This window comes from Latilactobacillus parasakei, assembly GCF_049674265.1.
Taxonomy (GTDB): Bacteria; Bacillota; Bacilli; order Lactobacillales; family Lactobacillaceae; genus Latilactobacillus; species Latilactobacillus sakei.
In genome coordinates, this window is record NZ_CP186861.1 from 1462204 (window position 1) to 1481848 (window position 19645).

Genomic DNA, 19645 nt, shown 5'->3' on the forward strand with positions numbered 1-19645 from the left:
TTTCAGTCTGTTCATTTTAATTTTAAAAAAGTTATCCACTTTCCGTTTATTATCTTGTGGATAACATTGATACTTATTTTTCCGTGTTATACCCATAATCCACAGACTTATCCACAGACATCTAATGTTACCTCCTTTTGGCTATCCACATTGACTTTTTTAAAACTTAACAATTCGACTACTTGGCCCCCTTGACGAACTTCTTTTTTAATTTAGCGCCACAAAAAAACGCGCGATCGGAAGAATCCGGTCGCGCGTCTTTATTTTTAGTTCGTTTGTTTAGTTGTTGTCGTACTATCTGATGAAGCTGCTTGTGTGAGTTTAACATTCGCTTTTTTCAAGCTGCCATTATGATAGTACTGAATTTCAGTTGTGCTGTTCATTGCGTAACTATATAGAATTGTGTGTAAGTCTGCCACACTTGAAACCGTCTTGCCGCCTAAGCCGACAATCACATCATACTTACTGATACCAGCCTTCTTAGCAACTGAATTGCTTGTTACTGAGGCCACTACTACCCCGCTGTTAACGGATGATGGTAATTTTAGTACTGAAGATTGTTGTGTTGATGAAATATTGGTTAAATCAATCACACTAATCCCAAGTGCTGGTCTAACCACTTTCCCGTTAGCCACCAATTGGTTAATAATTTTAACGACTTCGTTACTTGGAATAGCAAAGCCCATCCCTTCAACAGACGTTTCACCATTTGAAGCTAATTTCATTGAATTAATCCCAATGACTTGACCAGCCATGTTGACTAATGGGCCACCTGAATTCCCAGGGTTAATCGCTGTATCAGTTTGAATAACAGTTGCTTGACCAGTTGTTTGGCCGGTTGTTTCGTCTGTCACATCAATGGTCCGTTTCTTAGCAGAAATAATCCCTTGTGTGACAGAAGTTGCGTATTCTGAGCCCAATGGTGAGCCGATCGCAAGAACTGATTCACCAGCTTTGATACTATCTGAATCACCAAACGTTGCCGTCTTCTTCACTTTAGTCCCGTTAATTTTTAAGACAGCCAAATCAGAAACAGCATCTGTCCCAACTAAACTAGCTTCCAATTTTGTGCCATCACTCAAAATGACTTCGATTTTATCAGAACCAGCAACCACGTGATTATTCGTCACGATGTAAGCTTTGCCGTCTTTTTTCTCGTAGATTAAACCTGAACCTTCACTGGATTCTTCTAAATCACTGCTACTGCTCTTAGAAGAACTACTATTGCTGTCAGTGCTCCCTGAACCAAATAATGAACTCAGGTCACCGGTTGATTGTTGTTGTTTTTGTAAGTTCACAACGGATACAACTGATGTATTAACCTTTTGGAAGGCGGTTGTCGTTTGTGATGATGAGTTCACTTTGATGTTACTAATCTTAGTTGCCCCCGCTTTAGTAGGCGTCTGCGTTGCAGTCGTGACGTCATTGGCCGAATTGCCGAGTCGAGAAAAACCGGCATAGGCTGCGCCACCACCAATCAACGCTGAAATAACCGCAACAATCGCTGTTTTCATTAATCCTGAATTTTGATTCATACTAAATCACCCAAACTTTCTAATTTTATTCTGTTTATTGATTATCTCTATCATAAAATTTAAATTTGAAAAATTCATGAACAAGTTACGAATTTTAAATTGTTTTTATAGCGGTATTTTAACGCTTTTATCCCTAAACAACAAATAAAGGGTCCGCAATCGCTGGATCTGTATCTAAAATTTCAAAGTCCGTGCCAACACCATAATCATGTTGTTCTAAAATTGACGCCACCGTTAAGTGTGCCAACTCCTTCATATTGTTTTCTTGGCTCAAATGGCCTAGGAAAACGCGTTTTGTTTGTTGCCCCATAAAAGCCATTAAGGCTGAAGCGCCATCTTCGTTAGACAGATGTCCAGTATCACTAAGAATCCGTTGTTTAAGCGACCACGGATATTTTCCCATCCGTAACATTTCCAAATCGTGATTACATTCCACCAAGTAGGCATCCGCATTTTCGATAGTCCCTCTGATTTGATCCGAAACGTAACCCGTATCCGTTAAAATTGCGAAAGCCCGGTTGTTATGATGAAATTGATAGAATTGCGCCGCAGCGGCATCGTGTGACACACCATAACTTTCAACATCGATATCACCGAGTGTTTTGGTTTTGCCCATCTCAAAGACGTGCTTATGTTCATCAGGAACGGTCCCAATAATTGACGCCATCGCATCCCAAGTCGGTTGATTGGCATACACATCAATCCCGTAACGACGAGCTAAGACACCCACACCACTGCTATGATCGCGATGTTCATGCGTCACTAACAAACTATCGACATCCTTTAAATCCCGACCAATGCTGTGCATTAAATCCTGAACCCGTTTGCCACTCATTCCCGCATCGACTAATATTTTTTGAGTTGGTGTTTCAATAAAAGTTGTGTTGCCTGAACTACTGCTGGCTAAGACGCTAACCCGCATTTCATCTTTTTCTACCATTTATCCGCTATCCCCTTGGCTTTTTCACTGATTCTTATGATGTTACTTCGCTGCGATTCTTCATTAAGGCGCCGGTGAACGCATTGATGCGCTTAACGACGACGTTTTTGGTACTCTTATTTTCAATGGCGATTTGCCAGGCTGGTACATAAACCGTACTGCTATTGGCATCTAATAAGGCGCTATAGCCTAATTGAACCCACAAAATCTTGGAGTTATTCGGAATTTCGTTGTCAGTGTATAAATCGACAACTGCCCCTTGCGCAGAAATTTTGGTCATTTCTTTTTCACGTAAAATTTGCACCTTATTGATGTAAGTTTGCGTATACTGACTGATTTGCCCGTTATCCAATGTAAAAATTAACTGCCCGTGTTCGTCCATCATTTGTCCGCCCGGCACCTTTTGAACGTAAACAGCTTGTTGATTACTTGATAATGCTTTTGAATACCGGTACTGATCAGCCTGGTAAACATTATTGCCATCTTTCAAGAAAGCATTGATAGCCGAAGATGCCCGCCCCTTTTTATAGCTCAACGGTTTGTCGAGTACGCTTGTCAGGGTTAGTCTAGATTTATCAAACGACGCCGTCTGCCCGGTTAACTTGGCGCTAGCAGCTTCCAAGCCCGTCTGATCAGCTTGTCGACTGGCTAAATAATAACTTTCTCGTTTTTGATTCGATAACCGATTAACGGTAATCTGATCATCCTTTAAATCTTTTAAAATCTGACTGGTTTGCGAACGATTCGTAATAGAAGCCGAATTGGTCGTTTGACTACCACTAAGCGACATAAACAAATAGATATCGAGCGCAATAAAAATGGCGATAAAAATCATTTCAATTCTGCGAAAATCCATCTGTCTAACTCCCTTCGGTTAGTTCTTCTTTCTGTGCTAATAATGCGCTAAGGCTACGCCAAACACCCTTGTACTGAATAAAATAAGTTGGATTAAGATCAATTACTTGATCATTACTTGTTTCTTGCGTCCACTCATACCCAACTTGAATATTATCGATATTCTCTAGTAAGAAACCATTTTTAGTCATCTGATTTAAGACGGCTTGTGTACTTGGTAAAGTGACTGGTTTATCACCTGCTGGTACGGGCACTTGTAAACTATAGTTTGAGAAATCAACCCGTTGACCAGTTGGCAATAACTGTACCTTAACACTCCCAAAATTGGTTTGGTAAAAGACTGGGAAGCCTTCAACATAGGTCCGGTAGGTCGTCGAATTGGTATCTTCATCGTAACTATAAAAACGCATCCCGGATAGTGAATTGCCGGTCTTCAATAATGCTTCAAAACTCGTTTCAAAACTCTTCGTTAAACCTGTTGGCGACTTGGTATCCTCATACTTCACATACGCAATTTCACCTGTTTTATGATTAATGGTTAGTCGCTTGTATAAATCGTTATTGTCGCCATCTGTATAGATTACGTTGTCCCCTTGTTCCTTAGCGTCAATGTTATCCGTATTCTTTTGATCCAACAAAGTTGTAATGTAGTAATTTTCAGGTTGTTGGTTCACTAAATAACTGTACGGCAAAAGTGACTGATTGGCGGCCACATAAATAAACGGTTTATGATTTAACAGACTCTCTTTAACGTTTAAATGCACATCTGAATGATCCAAGATTCGTTTGACCTGCGCGACTGAAAATTGACGCATCGTCGTTTGATAGATCATGTGACTCTTATCGTTCATCAACGTCAACTGCGGCTTAGTCCCCATCGTAATCTTGATTCGATTAAAGGTCGTATTCCGGCTCAATTGATTATTACTGTCGTCAAAAACCTTCTTAAAGACGGCATACGAAATATTGTCCGGATACAATAAGGTCAATGTATCATCGGTTGTAATCGCCTGATAATAATTGGCTTCACTTAACTTAGACGCTTTAAACCGTGCTGATTTAGCCAACTTCATTGCTTCCTTCAACTTGGGCACTAAGCTTTCCTTTGAATTATAAACAAGCTGACTCTGTTGATTAGTCCGCCACAGGATTTGCGTGGGTAAGAAGATATCACTAATTTTGCGATCTGACTTACGGCTGACCGTTTTAGTCGTTGTTTGACTGTCTGTGCGCCGTTCATAGTGCGTATTATTCGTCCAGATTTTCCAAGATAAAATAATGCTTAAAACGATTGAAGTAATCAGGATGACTCGCATCACAAAACTATTAAATTTCATCCCAATCACCTCCATCAGAATCAATTGGTTCATATGGTAAAGAAATGTAGAAGGTTGAGCCTTTACCTTCTTGGCTATCAACCCAAACACGCCCATTGTGCGCTTCGATAACTTCTTTTGAAATTGCCAAGCCTAAACCGGTCCCACCTTGTTTGCGAGAACGGGCTTTATCGACCCGGTAGAAGCGGTCAAAAATTTTGCCTAAATCTTTACGAGGAATCCCTAAGCCTTGGTCAGAAATACTTAAGATGACATGGCGGTGAGTTTCCAATAAGCGACAAGTGATGACCCCACCATCTGGTGAGTACTTAATCGCATTATTCATGATATTATCGACCACCTGCATGAATTTATCGGTATCAATTTCGACCCATAAATCCCGCTTGGTGAAGTCTCGCGTGATACTGTACTTTTTATTAGGATCATCAGTTGGTAACTTACCCGTCCCTTTGGGTGCTGCATTATTATCATGCTCTTGATCCCGTTTAATCATCATATCAAACCGATCAAGTACATAGCCAAAGAATTCGTTTAAATTAACAAATTCTAAATTCATTTTAGCGGTCCCTTGATCCATCCGGGATAAACTCAATAGGTCGTTAATCATCCGAATCATCCGATCGGTTTCTTCTTGCGTGACCTTCAAAAAGTTCGGAGCGACTTCAGGATCTTGCCAAGCACCATCATTGAGGGCCTCGATGTAACTTCGCACACTCGTTAGTGGCGTCCGTAATTCGTGAGAAACGTTTGAAACGAATTCGCGTTGTTCCCGCTCATTCTTTTGTTGTTCCGTCACATCATGTAGCACACAGACTAACCCAGTGATATAGCCCGTTTCTCTTTGAATTAGTGAAAAATCGACATGCAAAATCAAGTCATGGTCTTGTTGATCTGAAAAATCTAGGACCATCACTTGTTGGGTTTCTAATAAATCGCGAAGTGTGTATTCTTCACTAATTTTAAGTACTTTTAAAAGCGATTGGCCCAAGACGCCATCGCTTGTCACATTGAGAAAATCCTGACCGGTTTCATTAATAATCGTAATATTCCCCCGCCGATCAGTCGCAATTACCCCATCAGTCATGTGACTCATAACGCTATCTAATCGCCGTCGCTCAGACTCGGACGCTTCTTGCGCCTCTTCCACCCGAACTGATAAGTTATTGACCGCAATCGCAAGTTGGCCTAATTCATCTTGCCCATAAATGCGCACTTGACCTGAATAGTCACCACGTGCCATCTGAATCGCTTGTTTCTTCATTTCATCAATTGGACGCGTTATTGCCCGGGAAATGACAATCGATAAGGCCATGCCTAATAGACCTGCCACAAGAGACGAGGTCAAGAAAATAACCGTGATCGATGAAATGCCTTTATAGACCTCTTCCATACTAGCGCGAATATAGACCGCACCAACCACCGTATTACTGTCACCGTTGGGATCTGTCAGCGGTTGAATCGCTGTATAATAACTCCCTTGGCTTTCACTGTAGGCAACTTCTTGTTCCGTATGGCCAGAATAAATCGCCTGCTTAACACGCGGATTCCGTGTTTTTTGCCCAATTGTACTTTGACTATTCAGATTGGTAACACCCCGGATAGTCCCTTTATTATCGACAACTTGAATTTCAGCAGAGTTGCCCATATCACCAATAATATCCTTGATATTCTTATTCGCGTTACCACTATTACTCATCAACTCATTACTTAATTGATTTTGAACATAGGGTGTCACCTGTAATGACTGCTTAAAATCTTTCACATTTTGGTATTCCAATTGCTTAACAAATGAAGCCCCAATCACCTCTAGCGTCACTAGCAGCAACAAGACAAAAACAATTGCAATCTTGAAATGGATTGATTGGAATAACCGAATTTTTTTATTCATGCGTTAAACTTACTCCTGCTCAGGATTTCTTAAATAGTACCCAACACCACGACGCGTTACTAACCACTCTGGATGGCTAGGATTATCTTCAATTTTTTCACGTAAACGACGAACCGTGACATCTACTGTGCGGACATCCCCAAAATAGTCGTAACCCCAAACGGTTTGCAATAAATGTTCACGCGTCATTACTTGTCCGATATGTTTAGCCAAATAATGTAATAGTTCGAATTCACGATGTGTTAATTCAATTTTCGTGCCTCTTTTAGACACAATATAAGCTTCTGGGTGAATCGTAAGGTCGCCAATGTTAATTTCATGGTTTTCCTCATTTGCTTCTTTATCAGATTGACTGGTTGAACCTTGCCGTCTTAAATTAGCTTTGACACGCGCGACTAATTCTCGGTTAGAGAATGGTTTCGTGACATAATCGTCGGCCCCTAATTCTAATCCAATCACTTTATCAATTTCCGAATCTTTAGCTGTTACCATAATAATTGGCATATCGTGTGATTTGCGTACCTGGCGGGCGACTTCAAGCCCATCAACCTTAGGTAACATCAAATCTAATAGAATTAAGTCAGGGACAACTTCTTCAACTTGTTGCAGTGCTTCTTCCCCATCATAAGCCGTATAAACGTCATAGCCCTCTTTCGTTAGATTAAACTTAACGATATCCGAGATGGGTTTTTCATCATCAACTACCAATATTTTTTTAGCCATTTTAGTATCCTCCTTGGATGCTTTGTCTTCTATTATACTCATTTTAAGAATGCAATTCAAAATCTGGTCTCGTTTTCAATCCCGTTATAATCCCGCCATTAACGATATTTGATGGGCCTAATTGGGTTGCTACTTACTCCCGCAACAATTTTATTGAAAAAAATTAAAAAAACTGTTTACAGATTGCCAATCCCTATGGTATGATATTTAAGTCGTAAGGCGTGAGACATTAAATCACATGGGTGGTTAGCTCAGCTGGCAGAGCAACGGACTCTTAATCCGTGGGTCCAGGGTTCGATCCCCTGACCACCCATCAAGTATACACGATAAACAGTCATAATGATGCAATCGCATCATTATGACTGTTTTTTTTATAAAAAAATAAAAGTTATCCGCCAAGTAAAGCCCGCCTATCTGAAAAGATAAGCGGGCTTTTGTGTTAGGCCTTTACGGCACGACGTCTTAGCGTCGAAATACTGATTCCTGTTTTTAAACTAATTTCCTGAATTGTTAATCCTTTTTCAACATCCTTCAATGCGCCTTCAATTTGTTGATCTGTATATTTTTGCCGCCGACCTTCATGATAGAGCGGATTATTCATCCGGGCAGCTTCCTTACCTTCTTGTGTCCGTGTCACAATCATATCGCGTTCAAATTGTGCAAAGGCACTCAACATCGTCAACATTAAATTCCCTGTGGGGGTATCTTCAATAGTCCCCATATTTAAAATAGTCACTTTGATATTACGGGCAAATAATTCCTTCGTAATACTTAAAGCACCGATTGTATTACGGGCAAACCGATCCAGCTTGGTCACCACTAAGGTATCCCCCGGTTTTAGCTTTTTCAGAAGCAACTTAAATTTAGGACGGTCAGTTGTCGTCCCCGTAAATTTTTCGGAATAAATCTTATCACAATCAGCTTGTTTTAATTGCTCGATTTGTGTATCTAAATTCTGGCCCATCGTAGACACTCTCGCATAGCCGTATTTCATAATAGTGTTACCTCCTAAAATTTGATGCACAAACTTATTTTAAAAGATACGCGATGATTAGCAAGGCTTATATTTCCGTTTTGTAAACATTCCGTTTAATAACTATAAGAACGCCCTTCCTAAGTTCAATTGTGCATGCTCCTTTAAGTTTATCTACTTTATTATATCTATAAGTTATCACATGCAACATCCCTCGTTAAAGTTATCCGCTTAAGCTTCAATCGATATAAGTTAACACCCGTTAAGCTTATTAAAATATTAATAATCATTAAAAGTGTCTATTATCAATCGTTCCATTTAATATCGCTAACAAAAAACACGGTCTATATTAAATTTCGCACAATTATTATTAAGAATTTTGAAATCTTCATTTAATAGTTCAGAATATCAATTATTAATTGACGAAATAAAAGAATTATTTTCAATAATTATGAATTTGCTCTACATATAGCGACCTGTCCTACCACACTATTGCCCAATTTATAAATAAAAAAACTTTGCCTGGCAACAGCCTACAGACAAAGTTTTTTTATTTTTAATGTATGATTTGGTTTTCTTCAACTTCATTATATTGATACAAGAGGAGTTCCATAATGGCAATTAGTGAAACATGCGATGTCATTTCAACTTGGTGCTGGTACAGTTCATCCGTAAACAGATAGAGATTAATATCGCTCATATTTTGAATCGTATTATTATTGGCGCCCGTAATTGATACTAGCTTTGCATACTGACACTTGCGTTCGATAATTTGCAAAATCTCGATTAATTCTTTATCTTCCCCTTCGTAATTAAAAACAAACAAAATATCATCTCGATTAATATTTCGGTAAGCAAGCTGGCGTTGTTCGTAATTCTTTGGGAAGATCACAATAAAGCCTTTTAAAGTGTACAAATATTCGATGTATTCCGCAGCATACTTACTAAACCCTTTTGCAAAAAAATACAACTTAGGTCTTTTAGTCATTAACGCCACAATCGCATTTAATTTATCATTATCTAAGACACGAACCGTTTCGTTAATATTTTTGAGATATTCTGTTCGGTAGGCGACTTGATTCACTACGAAAGGATTCACTTCTTCCGTTTGATCCTGATTCAAAATTGTATATTTGATGACGGTGATAAACTCACTATAACCGGAGAAACCAATTTTACGAACAAACCGTAAAAAAGTCGTCGTCGATACAAAACATTCCGCGGCTAATTCACGGATACTACGATTTTTAATATCATCCATATTTTTAATAACATAGTCTAGTAAAATCTGTTCATTTTTATTTAGCTTCTCAACATTCGCATTAATAATTTCAAAAAAATTCATTTTAAGCCTCCGTATATGCAGGTACCGCCGCAACCACACAGTGAACATCCCCGCCACCCAATAGTAGTTCTCTTGCGTATACTGGTTCTATCTTGCGATCTGGGAAAAGTTGCGTCAATGTTTGAATTGCTACTGTATCTTGCGGGTCATCAAAAACAGGTAAGATAATCGCATCATTTAGCGCATAGTAATTAACATAACTAGCAGTTAAGCGGTCACCTGGATAGCGTGGCAAGAGCCCATTGATTGGATCAACACCTGCGCTTTCTTCTTGGGTCGCAAACAGCGGCTTGGGCATTTGTAACTTATGAATCTTAAAGTGCCGTCCCTTAGCATCTGTCGCGGCTTCTAGAATGCGATAAGCTTCTTCTGAGCTGGCATATTGTGGATCTGTTTTGTCATCCGTCCAAGTTAGTAACAATTCCCCAGGGCGCACAAAACTGAGCATATTATCAACATCCCCGTTGGTTTCATCCATAAAATAACCTACTTTTAACCAAATTACCTTTTCAATGCCTAGATAAGCTTTTAGAACAGCTTCGACTTCAGCTTTAGTGAGTGTGCCATTACGACCTTCAGAAAGAATCGATTCCTCGGTGACAATCAGCGTGCCCTCACCATCCGTATGAAAGGCGCAACCTTCTAAAATAAAATTCTCTAGACGATAATAATCGATGCCGGTTAACTCACATAGTTTCTGTGCGACCTGATCGTCCATATCCCAAGGAAAATAAAGACCATCCACTAGACCGCCCCAAGCATTAAATCGCCAATCAACTGCCCGAATTTGATTCTTTTGATTTAATAAATATGTTGGCCCAATATCCTTAATCCAAGCATCGTTATAGCTCATCTCAATCACTCGAATATCTGCCGGTAGTGCATACCGCGCATTTTGATATTGTTCCTTTGAAACCAACATCGTCACCGGTTCGTAGCGGTTAATGATGGTCGCGATTTCCACGAAGGTCTTTTGCGCCGGTTTGGCTCCGTTGCGCCAATTATCTGAACGTTCCGGCCACATCATAATCGATTCACGATGGCGTTTTGTTTCTGCAGGTAAATAATACTGGTCCTCTTTAGGGGTAGTCCCTATGATTTTCATTGTGCCACTCCATTCTGCTTTCTCATATCGCTTGATTATAACCCAAAAAGCGACTAGAAAATCGACTAGTCGCTTCTTTGAAAACTACTGATGAATAACGGTTCCTTTATCGCCTGTGATAATTTGGCGAACATCATCTAATGCACCGATCACGGCCGGATTACCGGTTTTTTTAACGAATTGAACAGCTGCTTTGACCTTAGGCATCATGCTGCCCTTAGCAAATTCATCGGCATCAATATGCTTTTGAATTTCTTTAGCGGTAACATCAAAAATCTCTTCTTGATCTGGCTTTCCAAAGCGATAGAACACACCGCCAACAGAGGTCAAAATAATTAATTGATCGGCATCAATAAGTTCCGCAATTTTAGCGGCACTGAAGTCCTTATCAATCACAGCCTCGGTTCCAATTAATTGGTCACCAGATTTAACAACGGGAATGCCGCCACCGCCAGAGATAATTGGAATAATACCAGCTTCAATCACTTTTTTAATTGCAGGATATTCCTTAATTTCAACAGGTTGGGGTGAAGGTACCACGCGTCGATAGCCACGGCCGGCATCTTCCATCATTTGCCAATCAGGGTGCTTTTCTTGAAGTCCTGTAAGCGCTGCTTCTTCGTAAAAAGGACCGATTGGTTTAGTGGGTTGGTGAAATGCCGGGTCATCAGCTGCTACGATGGTTTGCGTCACCATCGCCACCACGCTCTTATCAATTTTTCTGAGCGCTAATTCTTCCTGCATTGCATTTTGGAACCAATAACCAATACTCCCCTGAGTCATTGCACCGCAAGTGTCTAAAGCCATTGCAGGATTTTTATCACTATCAGCTGCTTGTTGTTGCAACAATAGATTCCCAACTTGTGGACCGTTGCCGTGTGTAATGATTAGTTGATCCCCATTTTCAACAAAGTTGATTAATTCTTTGACAGTTGCTTTGACTGCCTTTTTTTGTGCTGTATCGGAGGCATCGTTTGCTAAAATAGCATTGCCGCCAAGCGCTACTACGATTTTTACCATCACTAGACCCCTATTCTAACGACCGGCAGGAATTTGTTGAGTGATACAGTGAATATTACCGCCACCTAATAAGATTTCGCGGGCTGGCACACCAACAATCTTGCGATCTGGATATAATTTTTGAAGTGTTTCTTGTGCTTTTGCATCCATTGGATCATTAAATAATGGGAAGACGATTCCACCATTTGCAGTGTAGTAGTTAACGTAGCTAGCAGCTAATCGGTCACCTGCTAAACGAGGTAACGTCCCATCAACTGTATCAACACCTTGGCTTTCAGCTTCCGTGATCAGAATTGGTTTTGGCAAGTATAATTTTTCAACTTGTAATTTGCGACCCTTAGCGTCCGTTTCATTGATCAGCATGTCATAGTTTTCTTTTGAAATTGCGTATTGTGGATCTGATTGATCGTCTGTCCAAGCTAATACGACTTGACCTGGTTTGACGAAATTAGCGATGTTATCAACATGACCGTTTGTTTCATCTAGGTAGATACCCTTTTTCAACCAAATAATCTTTTCAACATTGAGGTATTCTTTCAAAATACTTTCAATTTGATCTTTTGAAAGTTGTGGATTACGGCCGTCAGATAATAAGCATTCTTCCGTTACGAGTAATGTGCCTTCACCATCAACGTGGATTGAACCACCTTCCAACACGAAATCGTCCAAGCGATAGCGATCGCGACCTTCGATTTCACAAACCTTTTGAGCAACGCGGTCATCCTTGTCCCATGGAAAATATAAGCCATCAACAAGGCCACCCCAAGCGTTAAATGTCCAGTCAACACCCCGACTGTCGCCTTTATCATTAACCACAAATGTTGGCCCACAATCACGAATCCAGGAATCGTTATTCGACATTTCAACAACTTGGATATTATCAGCCAACATGTGACGGGCATTTGTATATTGACGATCACTAACGCCAACGGTCACACTTTCAAATTGAGCGATTGTTTCAGCGACTTTGGCAAAAGTTGCTTGCGCTGGTTTAGCCCCTTCACGCCAATTATCTGGTCGTTCTGGCCATAAAAGATATACGCCTTTGTGGGCTTCAAATTCACCGGGCATGCGGTAACCGTCTTTTTTAGGCGATGTTTGTAATGTTTTCATAGTACTAACTTCCTTTCTATTTCTGATCAACTTGTTTTTCAGCGTGTCTGATACAAATTTCTCCAATAATGATAGTAACAATCGTCCCAATTAGGATTGGTAACTTACTATTTAATTCTGCGTGACTGCCGTTTAATGGGACCGCCGTTAAGATTAAGGTTAAACCCAATAAAACTAGTGGCACATAAGTCATCAAACGAATAACCATTGCATTACCGTGAATCTTAAAAGGCCGATTGCGATCTGGATCAATCTTTCTAAGTTTCAAAAATGATGGGAACATCAACATATATGATCCTAGTAAAGCGACCACATTCAGTGAGAAGAAGGCCCAGAAAATATTGGGATTCGGAATAAACGGTGCGGCGACTACTAAAATCGTTGCGATAATGCCGTTTAAGAACGTTGCCCCAACTGGCATCCCATTTTTTGCGCTCGTTTTTTGGAAAATGCGTGGTAAATCATTATTCTTAGCAGCATATAATGCAACATAGTTAACGCCGGCCGACCACGAAATCAAGTTAGCCGCTAGCGTGTACATAAAGAGAATGCCGATTAAAACCACGAACCAATTATGATGTCCAACCAATAATAAAATACTATCCATTAAGCCACCGGATGTCGATAGTTGACTGCTTGGAATTGCAGCGCCCATCCCGAAAGCAGCGAATAAGTAGAAGACCGCGATCAAGACGCCGCCCCAAATAATAGCTTGGGGAATTTGTTTCTTGGGATTTTCCATATCACTAGCCATTGTTGCAACCACTTCAAAACCTAAGAAGTTAAACAAAATGACTGAGATATACCCAAGACTTGTCGCATCAAACTTAGGCAACATCGCTGTCCCAGAGAAATCATTAGCTAACCCTTGCGTAGCAGCATGATAGATTCCAAGTGCCCCTACACTAAGCATGATAACCACTTTGGCAACCGCCGCTAAATTCAAGATCCATTTACTATCAGCAATTGGATAACAACTAATGAGTGTGACAAGCCAGATAAAGACGAGTTCAATAATGATCCCAACAGGCGTCGCTATCTTAATCTGAAAAATTTGTGCTAGCACTTCATTGAATAAGACAGCTAAACTTGCCATCCAGATGGGGAAATTAATCCAGTATAACCAGGCTGCTCTTCCGCCCCATTTGCGACCAAAGGCCCGTTTAACCCAGTCATAAATGCCGCCTTCATCATCATATGTCGTCCCTAATTCCGCAGAAATTAGGCCATACGGTAAGAAGAAAAGCAGTAATAAGGCACCCCACCAGAAGAATTGTGATGGTCCGATTGCAGCAGCTGGTGCAGCCGATTCAACGACTAAGACAACGACTACTGACATTAATACGGCATCAAATAGTTTAAACTTTTTCTTTTCCATATTGTCACCCTCATTTATTAATCAACTATTGTCTACTGACTATTTGGTTGAATCGATTCGATTATTTAATAAGTCTTTTAATACTGAATCTTTTAAGTTGTTTAATGTGTCATCTGAATAATCGATAATTGGGGACATGAGATAAACAAGTAATGCGCGCATGGCTGTCAAACGGTTTTCAGCTTCGTCCCAAGCAACTGAAGCGTCTGAATCAAGAACACTATCTGTCACTTCTTCGCCACGGTTAGCTGGTAAACAGTGCATGAATTTAGCATGTTTAGCAGCTTTAGCCATCAATTCATCGTTAACTTGGTATTTAGGATAAAAAATTGCCATCCGTTCGTCATATGAAAGTGGTGATTCGTATAAACCGTACCAAACATCGGTATAAACAAAGTCAGCATCTTTCATAGCTTGATCGGCATCTTCTGTGATTAAAACACTGCCGCCTGAAACTTCGGCATTCTTTTGACCGATTGCTAAGGTTTCTGGTTTGATTTGATAGCCTTTTGGTCCGTATTGAACGAATTGCATGCCCATCTTAGTAGCGACAAACATTAATGAAACACAGACTTGTGTGGCATCCCCGACGAAAACGACTTTACAATCGCTTAACTTCTTACCAGCTGGTAAATGTTCTGCCATTGTGATGATATCGCCGATTTCTTGTGTTGGGTGATTGTAATCAGTCATCCCGTTCAAAACAGGTACTGTGGCAGCATTCGCAATTGTTTCGATTGTGTCATGAGTTGCGACGCGGGCCATCAAGATATCAACCAATCGTGATAAAACAATTGCGGTGTCGCCTAATGATTCACTTTCAGCACTACCAAGGTGAATTTGACCAGGTGCTAAATATTGGGCGTGTCCACCAAGTTGGGTCATTGCTGTTTCAAATGATACTCGCGTTCTAGTTGATGATTCTTCGAATAACATCCCTAATGTGCGATTGCTTAATAATTGTGGATAGTCACCAGCTTTGATATCCTTTTTAACTTGCAATCCTAAATCAATTAAATATTGAATTTCTGCTTGTGTATAATCCTTTGTATCGATAAAATCTCTTTTCATATTGGCCATCTCCTAATTAATCTCTTTTGACTACGCTTACAATATAATTTTTTCACGGCCAAATTGAAATAGGTTTGGTGACTATCGGTTTAGACGATATCGTTGTGTATTTTGTTCCATTTTGCGGAACAAAATACATCCTTTTAACAGCACACAAAAAGACCCCAGTTGCGGTATTTACCACACTGAGGTCTTTGTTTTTTAATTAGCCAAATACTTTTAAGTTGGTTTTATTGGCTTTTTCAGTCTTCACTAATTCACCTTGGACGCACCAACGACGAACCGTTTGATCACAGGTAATTAAGGTGACCATTTTATGTCCTGGGACATCATCGATTACTTTGACTTCTTCAGGGGCAATCGACTTTTTAACGTTTACGCGGTATGAATAGACGTTTTGTAAATCGGTTAGGTAAACCATATCGCCGACTTTAACATTTTCCAGTGGTAAAAAGATGTTGGTAAATGAATGGCCAGCTAAGGCATAGTTATTATCCGCGCCCATCTTCTGGTCGGGCTTCATCGTACCACCGCCTTGGGCCATTGTCGCTTCTGAGACGCCCTTCATGACCGGCAACGCAATGCCGACGCTCGGAACCGCGACCTTCCCTAAAACGATCACATCGCCCTTAACGGCGGCGCTGACGATTTGCTTCGTATCGAGTGTTTTAACACTATTAAAGTCAAAATTTGCTTTTTTATGTTGATTCTTCTTAATTTGAGCGGCCGTCACCGTATTCATCCGGTGGTTAGCCATTGATTTAACCATTTGATTGCGAATTGGGCCAATAAAAACAAGTATTAAACCAATGAGCAATAAGAGTGCTAGCAGACTATTAATAAGCCGGTTCTTCGTCTTTTTTTGCACAACAATTTATCCCCTTTACTACTGATTTATTTTATTGTATCACATCTCAAAGCGGTTGCTCATTTTAAAAGAACTTATTTTTCCACAATAATTGCCGGATGCATTAAATTTCGAAATAAATTAGCAGTAATCGCAATTGCCATTGAGATAACCACTAACCCTAAGTCAATCAACATCACGCCCGGTGTCGCTTGTCTAACTGCGATTAAATAAAATAATGGCAGGCTCAAGAGGTAAGCCGCGCCATTAATGCTAGCGACTTTTTGGATTTGGCGGAGTGCTCGCTGTGTCTGCTGGCCAAAGTGACCCACTAAATCGACTTCACGTAAAATTCGTTGGAGTTGATACAATCCCCAGAGTGCTAAAATTAATGAGCCATAAACCAAGAGCACAACCAACCATAAACCTCCCGGAATTTGGGGGAAGTTCTGCGCGATTTTATGCGTTAACCGTGGCCCAATCAACCCGATAAAGATTAGCGGTAAACTGGCTAAGCCACAAACTAATTTCAAAAATAGGATTTGAATTTTCATGTCACTCACCTCCTCTTTAATTTAAGCGATTCACACCAAATAAACAATTTAAACGCCGCGCCTTTATCCAAAAATTAAGAAACAAAAAAAGCGGCTGATCCACAGGACCAACCGCTAAGTCAGATTAACCGACGTTTAGAATATACATAAAGATTACGAATACGAAAAAGAGCACGTACATAATTGGATGAATTTCCTTACGACGACCAGCCGTAATCATCGTGATTGGGTAAACGATAAACCCTAAAGCAATCCCGTCTGAGATACTATAAGTTAACGGCATCCCCAAAACAATTAAGAAGGCTGGAATCGCGATTTCCAATTTTTCCCAGTCAATTTTCTTCAATGATTGCGCCATTAAGACCCCAACAATTACTAACGCAGGCGCCGTTACTTGTGACGTAACCACCGTTAAAAGTGGTGAGAAAAATAAACTGAAGACGAATAAAATCCCGGTAACCACTGCTGTTAAACCAGTCCGACCACCAACGGCAATCCCGGCTGATGATTCGACGAAGGCCCCAACAGGTGATGTCCCCAAGAGTGAACCAGCCAACATTGCTGAAGAATCTGACATCAAGGCTTTCCCAACACGTGGCATCTTGTTATCCTTCATGAAACCAGCTTGTTCAGCTAAACCAACCAATGTGCCCGCTGTATCGAAGAACGTCACTAATAAGAACGTCAAGACAACCACCCACATTTGAACCGTATTAATGTCTCCAACATGATTCAAACCAGCTAGGAATGTTGGTTTTAAACTAGGTGCGGCGGCGACAAAATGAGTTGGTAACTTAATTAAACCCGTTACGGCCCCTAAAATAGAAGTTAAGACCATTCCGATAAAAATCGCACCTGGTACTTTTTTAACCATTAAAATAATTGTAATAATCAAGCCAAAAACTGTTAACCAAGTCGTGCCTTGTGAGAAGTCCCCAAGACCCACGACTGTTGATTTATTGGCGACGATTAAACCACCACCATGTAAGCCGATAAAAGCCACAAACATCCCAATCCCGGCCGAAATTGCTAATTTAAGATCGCGCGGAATCGCATCAATAATAATTTCACGTAATTTGAAAATGGTAATTACCATGAAAATCAATGAAGCGACAAACACACCTGCGAGTGCTGTTTGCCATGAAACACCCATCCCAATGACTACTGAATAACTAAAAAACGCGTTAATCCCAAGTGCGGGGGCTGTTGCGATTGGATATTTAGCGTACAAGCCCATCAAGAAACACCCGATGGCACTGGCTAAAGCAGTCGCCGCGAAAACGGCCCCTTTATCCATCCCTGAAGCACCCAAAACGCTTGGATTAACAAATAAAATGTAAACCATTGAAATAAACGTGGTGAATCCGGCTAGAATTTCCCGTTGGACCGTTGAATGTTGTTCTTCGATACCGAAGAACCGACTTACTTTTTCCATAATAACTCCTCTAAAACAACTAATTTTCCCACTATCTTTTTAGTGGTAATGTGTGTATAATACTGACTGGTGCCAAACCCATGAGAATGAAAGTTTGTTGGCGCGTTTAACGACGCGTTTCGAAAACGAACTTTGCATTCTCTTTTTTTGTACCCTTTTTTAGGCTGTGCTTACCAGATTGCTTTTAAAATGTTTGTTTGATCACGATCGGGACCAACCGCAAATGTGGCTAATGGTAAATCAACCAATTCTTGCAAGCGTTCAACATACCGACGCGCGTTGACTGGTAATTCTTCAAGTGTCTTAACGCCAGTAATATCTTCATCCCAACCAGGTAATTCTTCATAGATTGGTGTACAACGTGCTAATTCGCTCAAGCTTGCTGGGTAACGATCGATGCGTTCACCGTCTAATTCGTAAGCGACACAGATTTTCAACGTCTTCAAACCAGTTAAAACATCAACACAGTTTAAACAAAGTTGGGTTAAACCAGCCACCCGTTTAGAATGACGAAGCACAACTGTATCAAACCAACCAATTCGACGCGGACGTCCTGTAACAGTGCCGTATTCGTGGCCTGCTTGGCGAATGAAATCGCCTGTTTCATCGAATAATTCAGTTGGGAATGGGCCATCACCAACACGTGATGTATAAGCTTTAGCAACCCCGACCACTTCATCAATCCGTGAAGCACCGACCCCTGAACCAGTTGAAACGCCACCGGCAGGATTTGAAGAAGTTACAAATGGATAAGTCCCTTGGTCGATATCCAATAAAATACCTTGGGCCCCTTCGAATAAGACGTTGCCCTTTTGATCTAAAACATCATTTAAAACAACAGATGTATCGCAAACATATTGTTTTAATTCTTGACCATATTGGTAGTATTCTTCAAAAATTGAGTCGAAATCTAGAGCTTCAACTTCATAAATCTTTGTAAATAAGGCATTTTTTTCAGCTAAGTTTTGTTTTAATTTAGTTGCAAATAACTCTTTATCTAATAGATCAGCCACGCGAATGCCGCTTCTGGCAGCTTTATCCATATAAGCTGGGCCGATCCCACGATTAGTCGTCCCAATCTTTTGATCACCCTTAGCAGCTTCTTGTAAGCTATCTAGCTTAATGTGATAAGGCAAGATGACGTGGGCCCGATCTGATAATTTCAATTGACTTGTATCCACATTCTTGTCAGCTAAACCACGTAATTCGCCAACAAGTGATTTAGGGTTAACCACAACCCCGTTACCGATGACGCTGACCTTGTCACTGTTAAAAATCCCAGATGGAATTAATTGTAAATGATAAGTATCTTCGCCTAATTTAATGGTGTGGCCTGCATTGTCTCCACCTTGATAACGAGCGATTGCGTCAGCATTCTGACCTAAAAAGTCGGTGATTTTCCCCTTACCTTCGTCGCCCCATTGTGTTCCAACTACTACTGCAGATGTCATATGAATAAACCCCTTTATTCAAGTTAATTGACTTAACTTGATATTTAAGTACTAAACTCACAAAAGCTATTGTAC

The 19645-nt window shown here is 40.5% G+C and carries 17 protein-coding genes and 1 tRNA gene; 1 reads left to right on the plus strand and 17 read right to left on the minus strand.

The features are described from left to right. Positions 1 to 266 precede the first annotated feature (266 nt). The 6 genes from ACPBEH_RS07380 to yycF all read right to left on the minus strand — a co-directional run bounded on the left by ACPBEH_RS07380 (position 267) and on the right by yycF (position 7278). Positions 267 to 1535: a S1C family serine protease gene (locus ACPBEH_RS07380; protein WP_424348757.1), complete on the minus strand. Its 1269-nt coding sequence runs from the start codon at positions 1533 to 1535 to the stop codon at positions 267 to 269. A 133-nt stretch (positions 1536 to 1668) separates the two neighbouring features. Next, complete coding sequence (locus ACPBEH_RS07385) at positions 1669 to 2475, minus strand: MBL fold metallo-hydrolase (RefSeq protein ID WP_016264363.1); 807 nt, start codon at positions 2473 to 2475, stop codon at positions 1669 to 1671. A 34-nt stretch (positions 2476 to 2509) separates the two neighbouring features. Further along, complete coding sequence (locus ACPBEH_RS07390) at positions 2510 to 3331, minus strand: two-component system regulatory protein YycI (RefSeq protein ID WP_424348758.1); 822 nt, start codon at positions 3329 to 3331, stop codon at positions 2510 to 2512. 4 nt (positions 3332 to 3335) lie between these two features. Beyond that, positions 3336 to 4667, minus strand: a complete 1332-nt coding sequence (locus tag ACPBEH_RS07395) for a YycH family regulatory protein (protein WP_424348759.1) — start codon at positions 4665 to 4667, stop codon at positions 3336 to 3338. Beyond that, positions 4657 to 6555, minus strand: coding sequence for a cell wall metabolism sensor histidine kinase WalK (walK, locus tag ACPBEH_RS07400; RefSeq protein WP_424348760.1), 1899 nt, complete (start codon positions 6553 to 6555; stop codon positions 4657 to 4659). Before walK ends, ACPBEH_RS07395 begins: the two co-directional genes overlap by 11 nt. 9 nt (positions 6556 to 6564) lie before the next feature. Continuing rightward, positions 6565 to 7278: a response regulator YycF gene (yycF, locus tag ACPBEH_RS07405; protein ID WP_011373790.1), complete on the minus strand. Its 714-nt coding sequence runs from the start codon at positions 7276 to 7278 to the stop codon at positions 6565 to 6567. Between the two features lie 240 nt (positions 7279 to 7518). Here yycF and ACPBEH_RS07410 point away from each other — a divergent pair. After that, a tRNA-Lys gene (locus ACPBEH_RS07410) sits at positions 7519 to 7591 on the plus strand. 126 nt (positions 7592 to 7717) lie between these two features. Here ACPBEH_RS07410 and ACPBEH_RS07415 read toward each other — a convergent pair. The 11 genes from ACPBEH_RS07415 to ACPBEH_RS07465 form a co-directional block, all read right to left on the minus strand. After that, positions 7718 to 8272, minus strand: a complete 555-nt coding sequence (locus ACPBEH_RS07415; RefSeq protein WP_424348761.1) for a recombinase family protein — start codon at positions 8270 to 8272, stop codon at positions 7718 to 7720. Between the two features lie 535 nt (positions 8273 to 8807). Further along, positions 8808 to 9596 (minus strand): MurR/RpiR family transcriptional regulator, encoded by a 789-nt coding sequence (locus tag ACPBEH_RS07420; protein ID WP_424348762.1) that lies wholly within the window; start codon positions 9594 to 9596, stop codon positions 8808 to 8810. A gap of 1 nt (position 9597) precedes the next feature. Next, positions 9598 to 10701, minus strand: coding sequence for an agmatine deiminase (aguA, locus tag ACPBEH_RS07425; protein ID WP_424348763.1), 1104 nt, complete (start codon positions 10699 to 10701; stop codon positions 9598 to 9600). Positions 10702 to 10785: 84 nt separating this feature from the next. Next, positions 10786 to 11721: a carbamate kinase gene (gene arcC / locus ACPBEH_RS07430; RefSeq protein ID WP_424348764.1), complete on the minus strand. Its 936-nt coding sequence runs from the start codon at positions 11719 to 11721 to the stop codon at positions 10786 to 10788. Between the two features lie 15 nt (positions 11722 to 11736). Continuing rightward, a complete protein-coding gene (gene aguA, locus ACPBEH_RS07435; RefSeq protein ID WP_424348765.1) occupies positions 11737 to 12834 on the minus strand; it encodes an agmatine deiminase in 1098 nt (365 codons plus the stop codon). A gap of 16 nt (positions 12835 to 12850) precedes the next feature. Further along, complete coding sequence (locus ACPBEH_RS07440) at positions 12851 to 14212, minus strand: APC family permease (protein WP_424348766.1); 1362 nt, start codon at positions 14210 to 14212, stop codon at positions 12851 to 12853. Between the two features lie 39 nt (positions 14213 to 14251). After that, positions 14252 to 15283, minus strand: a complete 1032-nt coding sequence (ptcA, locus tag ACPBEH_RS07445; RefSeq protein WP_424348767.1) for a putrescine carbamoyltransferase — start codon at positions 15281 to 15283, stop codon at positions 14252 to 14254. A gap of 205 nt (positions 15284 to 15488) precedes the next feature. After that, positions 15489 to 16151, minus strand: coding sequence for a class A sortase (locus tag ACPBEH_RS07450; protein ID WP_271893277.1), 663 nt, complete (start codon positions 16149 to 16151; stop codon positions 15489 to 15491). Between the two features lie 74 nt (positions 16152 to 16225). Next, positions 16226 to 16684 (minus strand): DUF2975 domain-containing protein, encoded by a 459-nt coding sequence (locus ACPBEH_RS07455; RefSeq protein WP_112217499.1) that lies wholly within the window; start codon positions 16682 to 16684, stop codon positions 16226 to 16228. Positions 16685 to 16808: 124 nt separating this feature from the next. Beyond that, positions 16809 to 18119 (minus strand): NCS2 family permease, encoded by a 1311-nt coding sequence (locus ACPBEH_RS07460; RefSeq protein ID WP_016264356.1) that lies wholly within the window; start codon positions 18117 to 18119, stop codon positions 16809 to 16811. A 170-nt stretch (positions 18120 to 18289) separates the two neighbouring features. After that, a complete protein-coding gene (locus ACPBEH_RS07465; RefSeq protein ID WP_016264355.1) occupies positions 18290 to 19570 on the minus strand; it encodes an adenylosuccinate synthase in 1281 nt (426 codons plus the stop codon). Between the last annotated feature and the right edge of the window lie 75 nt (positions 19571 to 19645).